Source organism: Mesorhizobium sp. B2-3-4 (assembly GCF_006442315.1).
In the GTDB taxonomy this organism is placed as follows: Bacteria; Pseudomonadota; Alphaproteobacteria; order Rhizobiales; family Rhizobiaceae; genus Mesorhizobium.
This window is the reverse complement of record NZ_VFVY01000003.1, coordinates 310428-325571: the sequence shown is the minus strand read 5'-3', so window position 1 is coordinate 325571 and position 15144 is coordinate 310428. Positions and strand designations below refer to the sequence as shown.

The 15144-nt window shown below is 64.5% G+C and carries 14 protein-coding genes; 12 read left to right on the top strand and 2 right to left on the bottom strand.

The window, feature by feature from the left end:
- Positions 1-20 precede the first annotated feature (20 nt).
- From FJ967_RS07795 to FJ967_RS07755, 9 genes are all read left to right on the top strand, one after another.
- Positions 21-1607 carry an ABC transporter substrate-binding protein gene (locus tag FJ967_RS07795; RefSeq protein ID WP_140731117.1) on the top strand — a complete coding sequence of 529 codons (1587 nt, stop codon included), beginning with the start codon at positions 21-23 and terminating at the stop codon, positions 1605-1607.
- 16 nt (positions 1608-1623) lie between these two features.
- Positions 1624-2583 (top strand): ABC transporter permease, encoded by a 960-nt coding sequence (locus tag FJ967_RS07790; protein ID WP_140731116.1) that lies wholly within the window; start codon positions 1624-1626, stop codon positions 2581-2583.
- A 10-nt stretch (positions 2584-2593) separates the two neighbouring features.
- Positions 2594-3418 (top strand): ABC transporter permease, encoded by an 825-nt coding sequence (locus tag FJ967_RS07785; protein WP_140731115.1) that lies wholly within the window; start codon positions 2594-2596, stop codon positions 3416-3418.
- Complete coding sequence (locus FJ967_RS07780) at positions 3418-5073, top strand: ABC transporter ATP-binding protein (RefSeq protein WP_140731114.1); 1656 nt, start codon at positions 3418-3420, stop codon at positions 5071-5073. The genes FJ967_RS07785 and FJ967_RS07780 overlap by 1 nt, the downstream gene beginning before the upstream one ends.
- A gap of 151 nt (positions 5074-5224) precedes the next feature.
- On the top strand, positions 5225-6814 hold the full coding sequence (locus tag FJ967_RS07775; protein WP_140731113.1) for an ABC transporter substrate-binding protein: 1590 nt from the start codon (positions 5225-5227) through the stop codon (positions 6812-6814).
- A gap of 83 nt (positions 6815-6897) precedes the next feature.
- The gene (locus FJ967_RS07770) at positions 6898-7737 is read left to right on the top strand and encodes an alkaline phosphatase family protein (protein WP_140731112.1); all 840 of its coding nucleotides are present in this window, start codon (positions 6898-6900) and stop codon (positions 7735-7737) included.
- A 154-nt stretch (positions 7738-7891) separates the two neighbouring features.
- A complete protein-coding gene (locus FJ967_RS07765) occupies positions 7892-8458 on the top strand; it encodes a sigma-70 family RNA polymerase sigma factor (protein ID WP_140731111.1) in 567 nt (188 codons plus the stop codon).
- Positions 8455-9123, top strand: a complete 669-nt coding sequence (locus tag FJ967_RS07760) for an anti-sigma factor (RefSeq protein WP_140731110.1) — start codon at positions 8455-8457, stop codon at positions 9121-9123. Before FJ967_RS07765 ends, FJ967_RS07760 begins: the two co-directional genes overlap by 4 nt.
- Entirely contained in the window at positions 9113-10546 is a 1434-nt protein-coding gene (locus FJ967_RS07755) for a S8 family serine peptidase (protein ID WP_140731109.1), read from the top strand. Before FJ967_RS07760 ends, FJ967_RS07755 begins: the two co-directional genes overlap by 11 nt.
- Before the next feature lie 11 nt (positions 10547-10557).
- Here the strand turns inward: FJ967_RS07755 and FJ967_RS07750 are convergent, their stop codons facing one another.
- On the bottom strand, positions 10558-11052 hold the full coding sequence (locus tag FJ967_RS07750; RefSeq protein ID WP_140731108.1) for a hypothetical protein: 495 nt from the start codon (positions 11050-11052) through the stop codon (positions 10558-10560).
- Positions 11053-11214: 162 nt separating this feature from the next.
- On the opposite strand from FJ967_RS07750, the gene FJ967_RS07745 reads away from it, so the two are divergent.
- Positions 11215-12123 (top strand): LysR family transcriptional regulator, encoded by a 909-nt coding sequence (locus FJ967_RS07745; protein WP_140731107.1) that lies wholly within the window; start codon positions 11215-11217, stop codon positions 12121-12123.
- A gap of 33 nt (positions 12124-12156) precedes the next feature.
- The gene (locus FJ967_RS07740) at positions 12157-12336 is read left to right on the top strand and encodes a hypothetical protein (protein WP_140731106.1); all 180 of its coding nucleotides are present in this window, start codon (positions 12157-12159) and stop codon (positions 12334-12336) included.
- Between the two features lie 24 nt (positions 12337-12360).
- On the opposite strand, the gene FJ967_RS07735 is transcribed toward FJ967_RS07740, so the two are convergent.
- Entirely contained in the window at positions 12361-13383 is a 1023-nt protein-coding gene (locus FJ967_RS07735; RefSeq protein ID WP_140731105.1) for a substrate-binding domain-containing protein, read from the bottom strand.
- 362 nt (positions 13384-13745) lie between these two features.
- Between FJ967_RS07735 and FJ967_RS07730 the strand changes: the two genes are divergently transcribed.
- The gene (locus FJ967_RS07730; RefSeq protein ID WP_140731104.1) at positions 13746-15101 is read left to right on the top strand and encodes an ABC transporter substrate-binding protein; all 1356 of its coding nucleotides are present in this window, start codon (positions 13746-13748) and stop codon (positions 15099-15101) included.
- Positions 15102-15144: the final 43 nt, after the last annotated feature.

The following is a 15144-nucleotide window of genomic DNA, read 5'->3' as shown; positions in this document are numbered from 1 at the left end:
CAACAGAGTGAGGAACTCAAATGTCAAACGAACTGGAATTCCTTAGCCGGCGCGTTGCGTCGGGCAAATTGAGCCGTCGCGATTTCCTTGGCCGGGCGGCGGCGCTCGGCATAACCGCGCCCTTCGCGAACGCGCTGCTTTCGAGTGCAGCGCGCGCGGCCGGCCCGGTCAAGGGCGGCACGCTGAAAGCCGGCCTGGTCGGCGGCGAGTCCACCAACAGCCTCGATCCGGCGCTGATGATGACGCAGGTGCCGTTCGCCTTCGGCAAGTGCTGGGGCGAAATGATCGTCGAGCTGTCGCCGGACGGCAAGCTCGAGAACCGCATCGCCGAGGACATCGGCTCGTCCAAGGACGCCAAGACCTGGACGCTGAAAATCCGCGACGGCGTCGAATTCCACAACGGCAAGACGGTGACCGCAGAAGACGTGGCCGCGACGCTGGAACGCCATTCGGACGAGAAGTCGAAGTCCGGCGCGCTCGGCTACATGAAGGGCATCGAGACCATCAAGGCCAGCGGCAAGGAAGTGGTACTGACGCTGAAGGAGGCCAATGCCGACCTTCCCTACCTGCTCAGCGACTACCACCTGATCGTCCAGCCGAACGGCGGCAAGGACAAGCCGGATGCGGGCATCTCGGCCGGCCCCTACGTCGTCAAGACCAACGAGCCCGGCGTGCGCCATGGCGGCGAGCGCTTCGCCAATTACTGGCAGGGCGACAAGATGGGCCACGCCGACCAGATCGAGGTCATCGTCATCAACGACGCCACGGCCCGCACGGCGGCCCTGCAGGGCGGCCAGGTCAACATGATCAACCGCGTCGAGCCGAAGATCGTCGACCTGATCAAGCGCGTGCCGGGGGTCACCATCCGCAACCACGCCGGCCCCGGCCACTACGTGTTCATCATGCATTGCAACACGGCGCCGTTCGACAACAACGACCTCAGAATGGCACTGAAGCTCGCCATCGACCGCGAGGAGATGCTGACCAAGGTGCTGCGCGGCTACGGCTCGCTCGGCAACGACTTTCCGATCAACTCGGCCTACCCGCTGTTCACAGAGATCGAGCAGCGCAAATACGATCCCGACAAGGCCAAGTTCCATTACAAGAAGTCCGGTCATGACGGCACCGTGCTGCTCAGGACCTCGGACGTCGCCTTCCCGGGTGCCGTCGATGCGTCGCAGCTCTTCCAGCAGAGCGCGGCAAAGGCCGGTATCAAGATCGAGCTCAAGCGCGAGCCCGGCGACGGCTACTGGAACGAGGTCTGGAACAAGCAGCCCTTCTGCGCCTCTTATTGGGGTGGCCGCTCGACGCAGGACCAGATGTACTCTACCGCCTATCTGTCGACCGCCGACTGGAACGACACGCGTTTCAAGCGCCCGGACTTCGACAAGATGGTGCTGGCGGCTCGTGCGGAACTCGACGAGGCCAAGCGCAAGCAGATGTATCACGACATGGCTGTCCTGGTGCGCGACGAGGGCGGCCTGATCCTGCCGATGTTCAACCAGTTCATCGACGCGACCGGCGCCAAGGTCGATGGCTGGGTCGACGATCCGCATCAGGAGCTGATGAACGGTTACGCCCTGGCGAAGTGCTGGCTGCAGGCCTGAGTCCGGCTTTGCAGAGATGTCTTCACCCATCCTGAAACTAGTTGCCCAGCGCATTGCGCTGGGCATCCTCCTTCTGCTGGCCATCTCGGTCCTGATCTTCGCCGGCACGCAGATTCTGCCCGGCGACGTCGCGCAAGCCATTCTGGGACAATCGGCGACACCGGAGTCGCTCGCCAATCTGCGCGAGCAGCTTGGGCTGAACGACCCCGCCTATGTCAGGTATTTCCACTGGCTCGGCGGCGTTCTGACCGGAGACCTCGGCACGGCCATGTCGAGCGGGCAAGATATCGCGACCTCGATCAAGGGCCGGCTGTGGAATACGCTGTTCCTCGCCTTCTGGGCGGCGATCGTGGCCATTCCGCTGGCGATCACGCTTGGCTTGATCGCGGTGCGCTACCGCAATGGCTGGGTGGACAAGCTGATCTCCGGGCTGGCGCTCGCCTCGACCTCCTTCCCAGAATTCTTCATCGGCTATCTCCTGGTCTATTTCTTCGCGGTGAAATGGCAGATCTTCCCGGCGATCTCGACCGTCTATGACGGTATGCCTTTCGGCGAGCGCATGCAGGCCATCGCGCTGCCGGCGACGGCGCTGACGCTGGTGGTGCTGGCGCACATGATGCGCATGACCCGGGCGGCGATCCTCAACGTCATGCAGTCGGCCTATGTCGAGACGGCGGAACTCAAGGGGCTTTCGGCCTTTTCGGTGATCCGCAAGCACGCTTTTCCCAATGCCATCGCGCCGATCATCAACGTCGTCATGCTCAACCTTGCCTATCTCATCGTCGGCGTCGTCGTGGTCGAGGTGATCTTCGTCTATCCAGGCATGGGACAGTATCTGGTCGACCATGTCACCAAGCGCGACGTGCCGGTGGTGCAGGCGGTCGGCCTGATCTTCGCTGCCGTCTACATCAGCCTCAACATCATCGCGGATATCGCGGCTATCGTCGCCAATCCGCGTCTGCGACACCCAAAGTGAGGGGGCGGGCATGCTCGACATAAGACGCATCCCCATTCCCGCCCTGATCGGCCTGGTGCTGACGGCGCTGTTCGTGCTGGCCGCGATCTTCGCTCCGTGGATTTCGCCCCATGACAATGCCGAGATCGTCGGCGACGTCTGGGAGCCTATGTCGGCCGCGCATTGGCTGGGCACCGACAATCTCGGCCGCGATCTGTTGTCGCGCATGATCTACGGCGCCCGCATAACCCTGTTCATCGCCGTGCTCGCCACCGCGCTGTCCTTCTCGCTCGGGGCGATACTGGGCTTTTCGGCCGCGGTGTTCGGCGGCTGGTTCGACACCATCCTGTCGCGCCTCGTCGACCTGCTGATGTCGATCCCGACGCTGATCATGGGCCTGGTCGTGCTCTCCGTGCTGCCGACCAATCTGGTGACGCTGATCCTGGTGATGGGGATACTCGATTCGACGCGCGTCTATCGCCTGGCGCGCGCGGTCGCTGTCGACATCAACGTCATGGACTATGTCGAAGCCGCCAAGCTGCGCGGCGAAGGCAGCAGATGGATCATTTTCCGCGAGATCCTGCCCAATGCGCTGTCGCCGCTGGTCTCCGAACTCGGCCTGCGTTTCATCTATGCTGTGCTGTTCCTGTCGACGCTGTCCTTCCTCGGCCTTGGCGTGCAACCGCCGGATGCGGACTGGGGCGGCATGGTCAAGGAGAACAAGGACGGCATCGTCTTCGGCATCGCGGCGGCACTCATCCCCGCCGGGGCGATCGCGGCACTCGCGATCTCCGTCAATCTTGTCGCCGACTGGGTGTTGAACCGCACGACGAGCCTGAAGGGAGGACGCGGCTGATGGCTGACGGCAAGGCAAACTCCACCCCTCTGCTCGATATCCGCAATCTGCGCATCGAGGCGACGGTCTATCCGCCCGGCGAGGCGCCAAAGACCATCACGCTGGTCCATGACGTGTCGCTGACGCTCGAAAAGGGCAAGGTGCTCGGCCTGATCGGCGAATCCGGCGCCGGCAAATCGACCATCGGCCTTTCGTCGATGGGCTACGGCCGCGGCGGTGTGCGCATCACCGGCGGCGAGGTCATCCTCAACGGCCGCGACATCCTCAAGGGCGGCAAGGACGGTTTCCGCAAGCTGCGCGGCCGCGAGGTCTGCTACGTCGCGCAGTCGGCGGCGGCGGCCTTCAATCCGGCGCACAAGCTGATGGACCAGGTGGTGGAAGCCACGCTTCTGCACGGCACCGCGACGCGGGCGGAGGCCGAGAAGCGAGCCATCGCTTTGTTCAAGAAACTCAGCCTGCCGAACCCCGAAACCATCGGCGACCGCTTCCCGCACCAGGTTTCGGGCGGCCAGCTGCAACGCGTCATGACGGCGATGGCGCTGTGTTCCGAACCCGATCTGATCGTCTTCGACGAGCCGACCACGGCGCTCGACGTGACGACGCAGATCGACGTTCTGGCCGCGATCAAGGACGCCATCCGCGACACGCATGTGGCCGCGCTCTACATCACCCACGACCTTGCCGTCGTTGCCCAGGTCTCGGACGAGATCATGGTGCTGCGCCATGGCAGGCTGGTCGAATGGGGCGGCACCCGCCAGATCATCAAGGAGCCACGCCAGGAATACACCAACGCGCTGGTCTCGGTGCATGAGATCGAACACCAGGAGCAGAACCCCGGCGCAACGCCGTTCCTGTCGGTCAAGAACGTCACCGCCGCCTATGGCGGCGGCCAGGTCAAGGTGCTCAAGAACGTCTCGGTCGACATCTATCCGGGCCAGACGCTGGCCGTGGTCGGCGAGTCGGGCTCCGGCAAGTCGACGCTGGCGCGCGCCATCACCGGGCTTTTGCCGCCGGAGCAAGGCAGCGTCGTCTTCGACGGCCGCACGCTCGGCAACAGGCTTGCCGACCGGCCGAAGGAGGATCTGCGCCAGTTGCAGATGATCTACCAGATGGCCGACGTGGCGATGAACCCACGCCAGACCGTCGGCACCATCATCGGCAGGCCGCTCGAATTCTATTTCGGCATCCGCGGGCGCGAGCGCGACCGGCGCGTCGCCGAACTGCTCGATGAGATCGAGATGGGCAAGGGCTTCGTCGACCGCTACCCGGCCGAGCTTTCGGGAGGCCAGAAGCAGCGCGTCTGCATCGCGCGTTCGCTCGCGGCCAAGCCCAAGCTGATCATCTGCGACGAGGTGACATCGGCCCTCGACCCGCTGGTGGCCAACGGCATCCTCAAGCTGCTGCTCAATCTGCAGCAGCATGAAAAAGTCGCCTATCTCTTCATCACCCACGACCTGGCGACGGTGAAGTCGATCGCCGATTCGATCGCGGTGATGTATCGCGGCGAGGTGGTGCGCTACGGCTCCAAGAGCAAGGTGCTCACACCGCCCTTCGACGCCTATACCGACCTGTTGCTGTCGTCCGTTCCGGAAATGGAGATCGGCTGGCTGGAGAAGGCTATCAAGGGGCGGCGCATGGCCAGCGCGGGGAACTAGCAATAGCAGCCAGCAGTCCGCCAGCCAGGAAAGATAGCGGTCGTCATCCGCGTGCAACACTAGGGCGCCACACGTCCTTCGGACGGGCGTCGCCGATGTGACATGACGCTGTTTTTTTGAAGACGCTGTTTTTTTCAACAAGGGGTAGAACATGAAGACTGAACTCGACCATCTTGCCGAGCTCGCCGGCCGGGGCCGGATATCGCGTCGCGACTTTCTTGGCCGCACCGCGGCACTTGGTGTGTCCGCCGCGCTGGCAACGACATTGGCCGGAAAAGCCTTCGCGCAGACCCCGGTCAGGGGCGGCATCCTCAAGGCCGGCCTGCAGGGCGGCGAATCCACCAACAGCCTCGACCCGGCATTGAACCTCAGCCAGGTAACCTTCAGTTTCTGCAAGCAGTGGGGCGAGTTCCTCGTCCGCCTCAAGCCGGATGGCGGCGTCGAAAATCTCATCGCCGAGGAGATCGGTGCTTCGTCCGATGCCAAGACCTGGACGATCAAGGTTCGCGACGGCATCGAATTCCACAATGGCAAGACCGTCGGCGCTGAAGACGTCGCCGCCACCATCGAACGCCATGCCGACGAGAAGTCCAAGTCGGGCGCGCTCGGCATCCTCAAGAACATCAAGGGCGTCAAGGCAAGCGGTAAGGAAGTTATCGTCACGCTCGGCGACGCGGACGCTGACTTCCCCTATCTGATGGCCGACTACCACCTCGTCATCCAGCCGAATGGCGGCAAGGACAATCCCAATGCCGGCATCAGCGCGGGCCCGTACAAGGTGACCGTCAACCAGCCGGGCGTGCGCCATGGCGGCGAGCGTTTCGCCAATTACTGGCGTGGCGACAAGGCCGGGCATGCCGACCAAGTCGAGATCGTCGTCATCAACGACGCGACGGCGCGGCTGGCAGCGTTGCAGGGAGGCCAGGTTCACCTCATCAACCGGGTCGAGCCGAAAGTGGTCGATCTGGTCAAGCGCATTGCGGGCGTCAGCATCGAGAACGTGTCGGGGCGCGGCTATTACCCGTTCAACATGTTCTGCGACACCGCCCCCTTCGACAATAACGACCTGCGCATGGCGCTGAAGCTGGCCATGGACCGCGACGAGTTGCTGGAGAAGATCCTGCGCGGCTATGGCTCGGTCGGCAACGACTTCCCGATCAACGAAGCCTACCCGCTGTTTTCGGCCGACATCGAACAGCGCAAATTCGATCCGGAGAAGGCCGCGGCCGCCTACAAAAAGTCAGGCCATAGCGGCTCGATCCTGCTGCGCACATCGGATGTCGCCTTCCCGGGCGCCGTCGATGCCGCCCAGCTCTATCAGCAGAGCGCGGCCAAGGCCGGCATCAAGATCGAGATCAAGCGCGAACCCGGCGACGGCTACTGGTCCGAAGTCTGGAACAAGCAGCCCTTCTCGCTCTCCTACTGGGGCGGACGCGCGACGCAGGACCAGATGTACTCCACCGGTTATGTCTCCACCGCCGACTGGAACGACACGCGCTTCAAGCGGCCTGAGTTCGACAAGATGCTGTTCACGGCGCGTGCCGAGCTCGACCAGGCCAAGCGCAAGGCGATCTATCACGACATGGCCGTGCTGATGCGCGACGAAGGCGGGCTGATCGTGCCCTTCTTCAATCAGTTCATCGACGCCGCGGCCACCAACAAGATCAGCGGTTGGGTCAAGAACCCGAACGGCGAAATGATGGACGGCTACGCTCTCGCCGAGTGCTGGCTGAACGCCTGATGGCCGCCTGCCACTGAGAAGCGCCGCGTGTCCGTGCGACACGCGGCGCACTCGTTTCAACCGTCAACCGCATGGAGCCACCCGTGGCGCTCAACACCAAGCTGCTGCTGATCATCCTCGACGGCGTACCCTACCGCAACTGGCGCCGGCTGATGGGCAATCTCGAAGGCTGGGTGCAGTCGGGCGAGGCGCGGGTGTGGAAGATGCGCTCGGTGCTGCCGTCGACCTCGGCCTGCTGCTATGCCTCGATCCATACCGGCGTACCGCCACAGGTGCATGGCATTTTGTCGAACGAGAACCGCTTTCGAGTCGAGCAGCCTGACATCTTCTCGGAGGTCAGCAAGGCCGGCGGCAAGACCGGCGCGGTGACGCATTCCTACTGGTCGGAATTCTTCCGCTCCTATCCCTTCGATCTGGTCGAGGACATGGAATATGACGAGCCGAGCGGGCCCATAACGCACGGCCGCTTCCACACCATGACCGGCTACAATGCCCGCAACCAGATGACGCCGAGCGACGTCGACCTGTTCGCGACGCTGACCATGCTGACCAGACGCCACGGCATCGACTACGGGATCCTGCACACCTGCACGCTGGACTCGATGGGCCATCGCTTCGGCCATGACTGTCACGAGATGGACCATGCCTGCTACGCCATGGACGGCATGCTGGCGGGCTTCCTGCCCGGCTGGATCGAGGCCGGCTACGAGATCATGGTCACCGCCGACCACGGCCAGACCGACCGTGGCCACCATGGCGGCCACGATGACGAGATGCAGGATTTTGCCCTGTATTATTTCGGACGGGGCAAAGGGCCGGAGGAGGATGTGCTGCTCGACCAGTTGCAGCTCGCGCCGACGGTTTTGAGCCGGCTCGGGGTGACGATACCCGAGACGATGAAGGCGAAGCCGTTTCTGGTCTAGCTTCCCGCTCTCTGCGCGAGGGGAGAGGGAAAAAGCGCGCCTACTGGCCACGTCCCCACTCTTCGGTTAGCCTCCGCGAATTCCTTGGCGGAGGATGAACCTTTTTGGACCGATCGGCGACAGAGCAGACAGGAGCCAGGCGGCTCAACCGGCCATGACGGCGGCGACGGACACCGATCGCGCGCTTGTCGACCGGGTCGCGAAGGGCGACCGGGCTGCCGTGCGGCTCCTGTTCATGCGTCACCACGCGCGGGTCTACCGCTTCGTGGCGCGCCAGACGGGATCGGAAATGATGGCTGACGATATCGCGAACGAGGTGTTCCTCGAACTGTGGCGCCAGGCGCCGGGCTTCGAGGGACGCTCGGAAGTCTCGACATGGCTGCTCGGCATCGCCCGCTTCAAGGCGCTCTCGCTGCTGCGCAAGAAGAAGGAAGACTGGATCGACGACGAGGCCGCCGCCGCGGTGCCCGACAGCGCCGACACGCCCGAAGTCGTCACCATGAAAGAGGACAAGGCCGCCGCCTTGCGCCGCCTCATCGACGCCCTGCCGGAAGAGCACCGCACGGTGATCGACCTCGCCTATTATCAGGGACAGTCGGTGACCGAGATCGGCGAGGTGCTCGACATCCCGGTCGCGACCGTGAAGACCCGGATGTTCTACGCCCGCAAGAAACTCGGCGAGGCCTTGAAGGCCGCCGGTTACGACAGGGGGTGGCCATGAGCGCCGCTGAAAAGATGTCGCGCCGCGACGAAATGGAAACGCTGCTGCCGTTCTACCTGAACGGTTCGCTGGAAGGCTCCGACCTCGAAGCCGTCGAGGAATGGCTGGCCAGCGATCCGGCGGCGCTTGCCGCGTTGGGTGAGGCGGAAGCCGAGTTTTCCGGCACGTCGGCGGCCAACGAGGCGATCCGCCCACCGGCCGATGCGCTCAGCCGCTTCGCCAAGGCGCTCGACGCGGAGGCCGGACCGGCACGCGCGCCGGCCAGCGCGTCCTGGCTGGCGCAGGCCTGGGGCCGCTTCATGGCGGTTCCGGTCGGCGTCGCCTGGGCGACGGCCGCGGTGCTGCTTGCCCTGATCGCAGTCCAGTCGCTGGTGCAGCCCGGCAGCAAGGGCGGCAATTTCGAGATCGCCGGCGCTGAAGACGATCTGGCGAAGATGCCGTTCGCGCTGGTCAAGTTCAAAGCGGATGCGAAGATGGCCGACATTGCCGTCTTCCTCGACGCCAACAAGCTCAAGATCGTCGGCGGACCGACCGCCGACGGCGTCTTCAAGCTCGCCATTCCGGCGACCACGGCCGCCGACTACGAGAAGGCGCGTGGCCTTATTGCCGCCCAGCCTTTCGCGGAAACTGTGATCGAGGGAAGGAAACCGGCTGATGGCGGCTGAGGCGGTCATTCGATTTGCGGCGATCCTGTCGGCAGTGATGGCGATCACCGCCGTGCCGTCGTCGGCGCAGAACAACGACGCCAATCCCGACCGGACGAAAATCGATTGCAACAACGGAGCCAATGCGACGGCGGCCGACTGCGTCAAGGACGGCGGCGGCAGCAAGGACGGATCGGGGCCGGCCCAGGCCGGCGCGGTGTTTCTGCCTGCCCTGATCGTCGACCTGTTCCCCAACCCCGCTCCCGCGCCGGTGCCGACGCCACGGCCGGAACCCGCGACGCCGCCTGGCGGCAACCAGGCCAGCCCGCCGGCCAATGGGCCGATCGTCTCGCCGACCGATCTCATCGCCGTCCTGCCGCCGCGCGCCGTCACCGGCGAGTTCGTGCCCGACGAGGTGCTGGTGACCGTCGATGGCGACGCCGGCGCCGTGCAGCAGATCGCCTCTTCTTTCGGGCTTGAAGTGCGCTCGCAGCGCCAGTCCCGACTGCTCGGCTCCACGCTGGTGCGCTTCGGCATTCCCGATGGCCGCCCGGTCGGCGTGGTGCTGGCGCAACTTGCAGCCGACGGCCGCACGCGGCGCCGCGAGCCCAATCACATCTATTCGCTGCAGCAGGCGGCCGGCATCGTCAACTATGCCTTCGACCGCATCGCGCTCGACGCCAGGCAGGCTAGCGGCGAGAACGTGCGGGTCGCCGTCATCGACACCGGCATCGATGACAGCAATCCGGCACTGACCGGCGTCATCGCCGGACAGTTCGATGCCATGCCTGACGTGCCGGTCGAAAAGCGTGATCACGGCACCTCCGTCGACGGCCTGATTGCCGGCGTCGGCGCATTGGAGGGCATGGCGCCGGGGGCGAAAATCTACCACGCCCGCGCCTTCGAGGGCGGCAAGTCGACCATGGACGTCATCCTGTCGGCACTCGACTGGGCGGCGGAGCAGAATGTCAGCATCATCAATATGAGCTTCGTCGGTCCCAGGAACGACCTGCTCGGCACCGCCTGCCGCAATGCGCGCTCGCTCGGCATGGTGCTGGTGGCGGCGGCCGGCAACAACGGCCCGAAGGCACCCTATGGCTATCCCGCCGCCTTCGACGGCGTCATTGCGGTGACGGCCACCGATGCCAAGGACGCGCTGATGCCGCAGGCCAATCGCGGCGCCTACGTCTTCATCTCGGCGCCGGGCGTCGATATGGTGGCGCCGAGCGGAGCGGGTTCCGATGTCGTCACCGGGACCTCGTTTGCCGCGGCGATCGTGAGCGGCGCCATCGCCAATCTCATCCATGCCGACCCGAACCGCTCGGCCGACGACATCGAGAAGGCACTTGCCGCGACGGCCCGGGATCTGGGCCCCAAGGGCCGGGACAATGATTTCGGCTATGGGCTGCTCGACACCAAGGCGGCCGAGGCGGCGAAGCAATAGAATGCGACGGCTCAGGCGACGCTTTGCCGGGGGCGGAGCAGGAGCCAGAACGCGGCGATGTGTGTGATCATCAGCAGCGGCACGTAGATGATCGGGATCGCATAGGTGGCGCCCAACTGTTCCGCGTGCTCTGGAAGGCCAGCCTGGATGGCGTGGTAATAGTCGGCGATGAGGTCGACCATGCCTGTCAGATTGAAGGCCACGACGAATGTCCAGAAGAGTTGACGAAACCTGACCGTGAGCAGCGCCAGGATAGCCAGCAAGCCGGTGACGAAGTCTCCATAGGCGGCGAACGCGGCGAAGCCGGCAGGCAGGTTGGGGCCGACGACGCCCGGAAGCAGGAAGACAAGCCCGAAGAAGCGGAAGCTGTGCAGCGTGGCAATGGCGCGTTGAGCGGCCACCCGATCCATCGAGCTCAGCCAGGGCAGGCCATAGACGCCGAAGCAAAGCAGCCATGCGACATAGCCGAGACCGAGCTGAATCTGGAACAGTATCTGTGTCGTCATCTGGTTTCCTCGCAACAGGTGGTCGCGCGGTTTCACGCGCTTCGATCGCTGGATCTTTGTTTTTCGCAATTCCGGGCGGAAAACCGCTACGCGCTTTTTCTGGATTTGCTCTAGCTAAGCCTGCTTCCAAAGTTCGACTATCCGCTGTAATCAGAACAACCCATGAAGCAGAGCTACACAATCCGCCACGGCGCGCTGGATGGCGTCGAGGTGTTCTTGGCCGTCGCCAGGCACCGGAACTTCCGTCGTGCCGCCGCCGATCTGGGGGTGACGCCGTCCGCGGTGAGCCAGGCAGTGCGCGCGATGGAAGCGCGCCTGGGCGCGGCGCTCTTTACCCGCACGACGCGCAGCGTCGGCCTGACCGAGGCCGGCCGACGCTTCCTCGACCGCGCCGGCCCGGCCTTCGAGGAGATCATGGCCGCGGGCGAGGCCGCCCGCGATGTCGGCCAGCGGCCAACCGGGCTTCTCCGCCTGTCGGTGCCCCGCGCCGTCGTGCCGCTGATCCTGGAGCCGATGATCGCCTCGTTCTGCCGGGCCTATCCCGAGGTCGAACTGGAGATCGCCGCCAGCGACGAGATGGTCGATCTGGCGGCCGGCGGGTTCGATGCCGGCATCCGGCTCGGCCAGTTCATCGCGCCCGACATGGTCGCGGTGCGGCTCACGCCGCCCTTTTCCTTCGTGGTCGTCGGCTGCCCGGACTATCTCGAGCGCCACGGCAAGCCCGATCGCGTCAGCGATCTCGGCAAACATGCCTGCCTTCGCCTGCGCCGCGGCAACGGCGCGATCGCGCCCTGGTCCTTCACCGACGGCAACGGCGCGATCGAAGCGGCGGTTTCAGGGCCGCTGATCGCCCACGACTATCCGACCTTGCTGGGAGCTGCGATCCAGGGCGTCGGCCTGGCGCAGGTGCCCCGCCCCGTCGCCGCCGCCGCGATCAGCCAAGGGAGCCTCGAGGCGGTGCTGGAGGCCTTCGCCGGCGCGACGCCGGGCGTCTTTCTCTATCATCCCGGCAGGCGTCAGGTTCTGCCGAAGCTGCGTGCCTTCATCGATCATCTCAAGGCCGGAGATTGAGACAGAGGCCATTGCTATTGACCGGTTCTCCCGATGATCGAGGCGATGTCGGCGATCTGCGCCTCGGCCAACACGCGCTTTGGAATCATGGGAAGCGGCGCGTGGGACGAGACCAACAAGCACAGCACGCATGGCGAAAATCAAGTGGCCCATGGTTCCAACACCGGGCATTGGTCAATCTGGGGCGAACCCGGCCCCGGGGCTGGACCTTGAACGGTCAGCCCGGTGACTGAACAGTCAGCCTGGTGCTCCCGCCACCGAACCCCTGACCACCAGGTCGACCGGCCAGACCTCGCCGCGCGCACCCTCCTCCAACCCCGATATCCTAGCCGCCAGCCGCTCGGCAACGCGGGCACCGGCCAGCCGGATCGACGAGCGCGTTGTCGACAGCGGCACGGAAAAATTCTCCGGCTTCAGCCAGGGGAAGACGTCGTCATGAGCAATCAGCGAGATGTCGCCAGGGATGGAAAGGCCAAGATCGCGCGCGGCGCGCACGACGCCGAGCGCCATGATCAGGCTGGAGCAGGCGATTGCCGTCGGCGCGTCGTCCTGCTCGAGCAGGCGCCTGGCGGCACGATAGCCGTTCTCTTCGGTCATGACGACGGAAGAGACATGGCGATCGTCCAATGTCAGGCCGCTCGCCGCCAGCGCCCGGCGCATGCCGCGCTCGCGATGAATGGCGAAGGTTTCCCTGTCGTCGCCGTTGATCAGCGCCAGCCGCCGGTGGCCGAGTTGGACGAGCAGCCGGGCCGCCTCGTGGAATGCACCCTCATTGTCGATGTCGAGATAGGGATAGTCGAAACCGGAGCCCTCGCTGCGGCCGTGGACGATGAAGGGAATGCCGAGCGTGTTGACCAGCGCCACGCGCCGGTCGACCGGTCTTGGCGAGGAGATGTAGACGGCATCGACCTGCCGGTTGGCGACGATACGCCGGTAGGTCGTCTCCTGGTCGTCGGCGTCGGCCGGCGACAGCACCAGGTCGAGCTCGTGGGCGCGGGCATAGTCGCCCAGGCCGGAGAGGAATTCGACGAAATGCGGGTCGATGTCGACGGCCGCGCCCGTCGGCAGGACGTAGCCGATCATTCCGGACTTGCCCGTGGCCAGCCGGCGCGCGCTCGGATTGGGGCGATAGCCGTGGCGTTTGGCGGCGTCCATGACGCGCCTGCGGGTTTCCTCGTTGACTTCAGGGTAGCCGTTCAGCGCCCGGCTTACCGTGGTCTGCGAAAGCGCCAGCATATGCGCGAGTTGCTTGAGGTTCACGAGAGGCCTCCATGCCTCAAAGCGCTTTTAAATTGAATCGACCCAAGCGCCTTCAGGGACGCGGCCATATGGCGGAGACCATAAGCGCGCCGGAGCCAGGTTTGAAACAAAAATTGCTGTGCACTGCCAAAAAAGCATGTTGCGGCGCACTTTTCAGGCCTTGAGTGCGCTCATTTAAATCGATTAGCTCGCCTCACCTCTTGACTCTCGATCGATTCAATGGCGAGATCGGGAAAGCCAAAGCGCTTTGGAAGACTCTTCGAAAGGTTGCGGTTCCCTTGCGACTGAGTCACAGTCCTGCGGCGTCGGCGGACGGAATGGAGGTTCCGTCCGGTGTGTGTGACCCACTGGGAGGAATACCGATGAAGAAAATGCTTTTGCTGGGTGTTGCGTCTGCCGCATTCGCCCTGAGCGCCCCCGCGCAGGCCGAGCTGAAGTTCAAGCCCGGCGAGGATTCGAAATTTCACTGGGCCAATTACGAAGACCTCAAGAAGGTCGACCTCAAGGGCGAGACGCTGACCATCTTCGGACCATGGCGCGGCGAGGACGAGACGCTGGTCCGGTCGGTACTCGATTATTTCTCCGAGGCCACCGGCGCCGAGATCAAATATTCCTCGTCCGAGAATTACGAGCAGCAGATCGTCATCGACACCCAGGCCGGCAGCCCGCCCAACATCGCCGTCCTGCCGCAGCCGGGCCTGATCCAGGACCTTGCTTCCAAGGGCGTGCTGACCCCGCTGGGCGACGACGTCGCGGCGTGGGTGAAGGAGAATTACGCCGCCGGCGATTCCTGGGCCAAGCTCGGCACCTACAACGGCAAGGACGGCAAGCCCGGCTTCTACGCGCTGCCCTACAAGATCGACGTCAAGGGCCTGGTCTGGTACTCGCCCGACAATTTCGAGGAAGCCGGCTACAAGGTGCCGAAGACGCAGGAAGAACTCGCCGAACTCGAGAAGAAGATCATCGCCGATGGCGGCAAGCCCTGGTGCATCGGGCTTGGTTCGGGCGGAGCGACGGGCTGGCCGGCGACCGACTGGGTCGAGGACATCATGCTGCGTACGCAGCCACCCGAAGTCTACGACAAGTGGGTGAAGAACGAGATCCCGTTCACCGACCCGGCCGTGGTCAACGCCATCGACATCTTCGGCAAGATCGCCACCGACGACAAGATGGTCGACGGCGGCGCCAAGGCGGTCGCGGCGACCGACTTCCGCGACAGTCCCAAGGGCCTCTTCACCGTGCCGCCGAAATGCTACATGCACCATCAGGCGTCATTCATCCCGTCTTTCTTCCCGGAGGGCGTGAAGCTCGGCCAGGACGCGGACTTCTTCCCCTACCCGCCCTACGCCTCCAAGCCGGAATTGGGCACGCCGCTGGAAGTGGCCGGGACGCTGGTGATGATCACCAAGGATTCCAAGGCGTCGCGTGAGTTCATCAAGTTCCTGCAGATGCCGCTCGCGCATGAATTGTGGATGGCGCAGAAGAGCTTCGTCACGCCCTTCAAGGCGGCCAACAAGGATGCCTATGGCAGCGACGCGCTGAAGAAACAGGGCGAGATCCTGGTCGGGGCCACGACGGTGCGCTTCGACGGGTCCGACCTGATGCCCGGCAAGGTCGGCGCCGGCTCTTTCTGGACCGGTATGATCGATCTGGTCGGCGGCAAGTCCGCGCAGGACGTCGCCGCCGACATCCAGAAGAGCTGGGACGCAATCAAGTAGGCAGCGGCGCGGCCTGGAGCGGTCCAGGACTTTCCGATCCTCC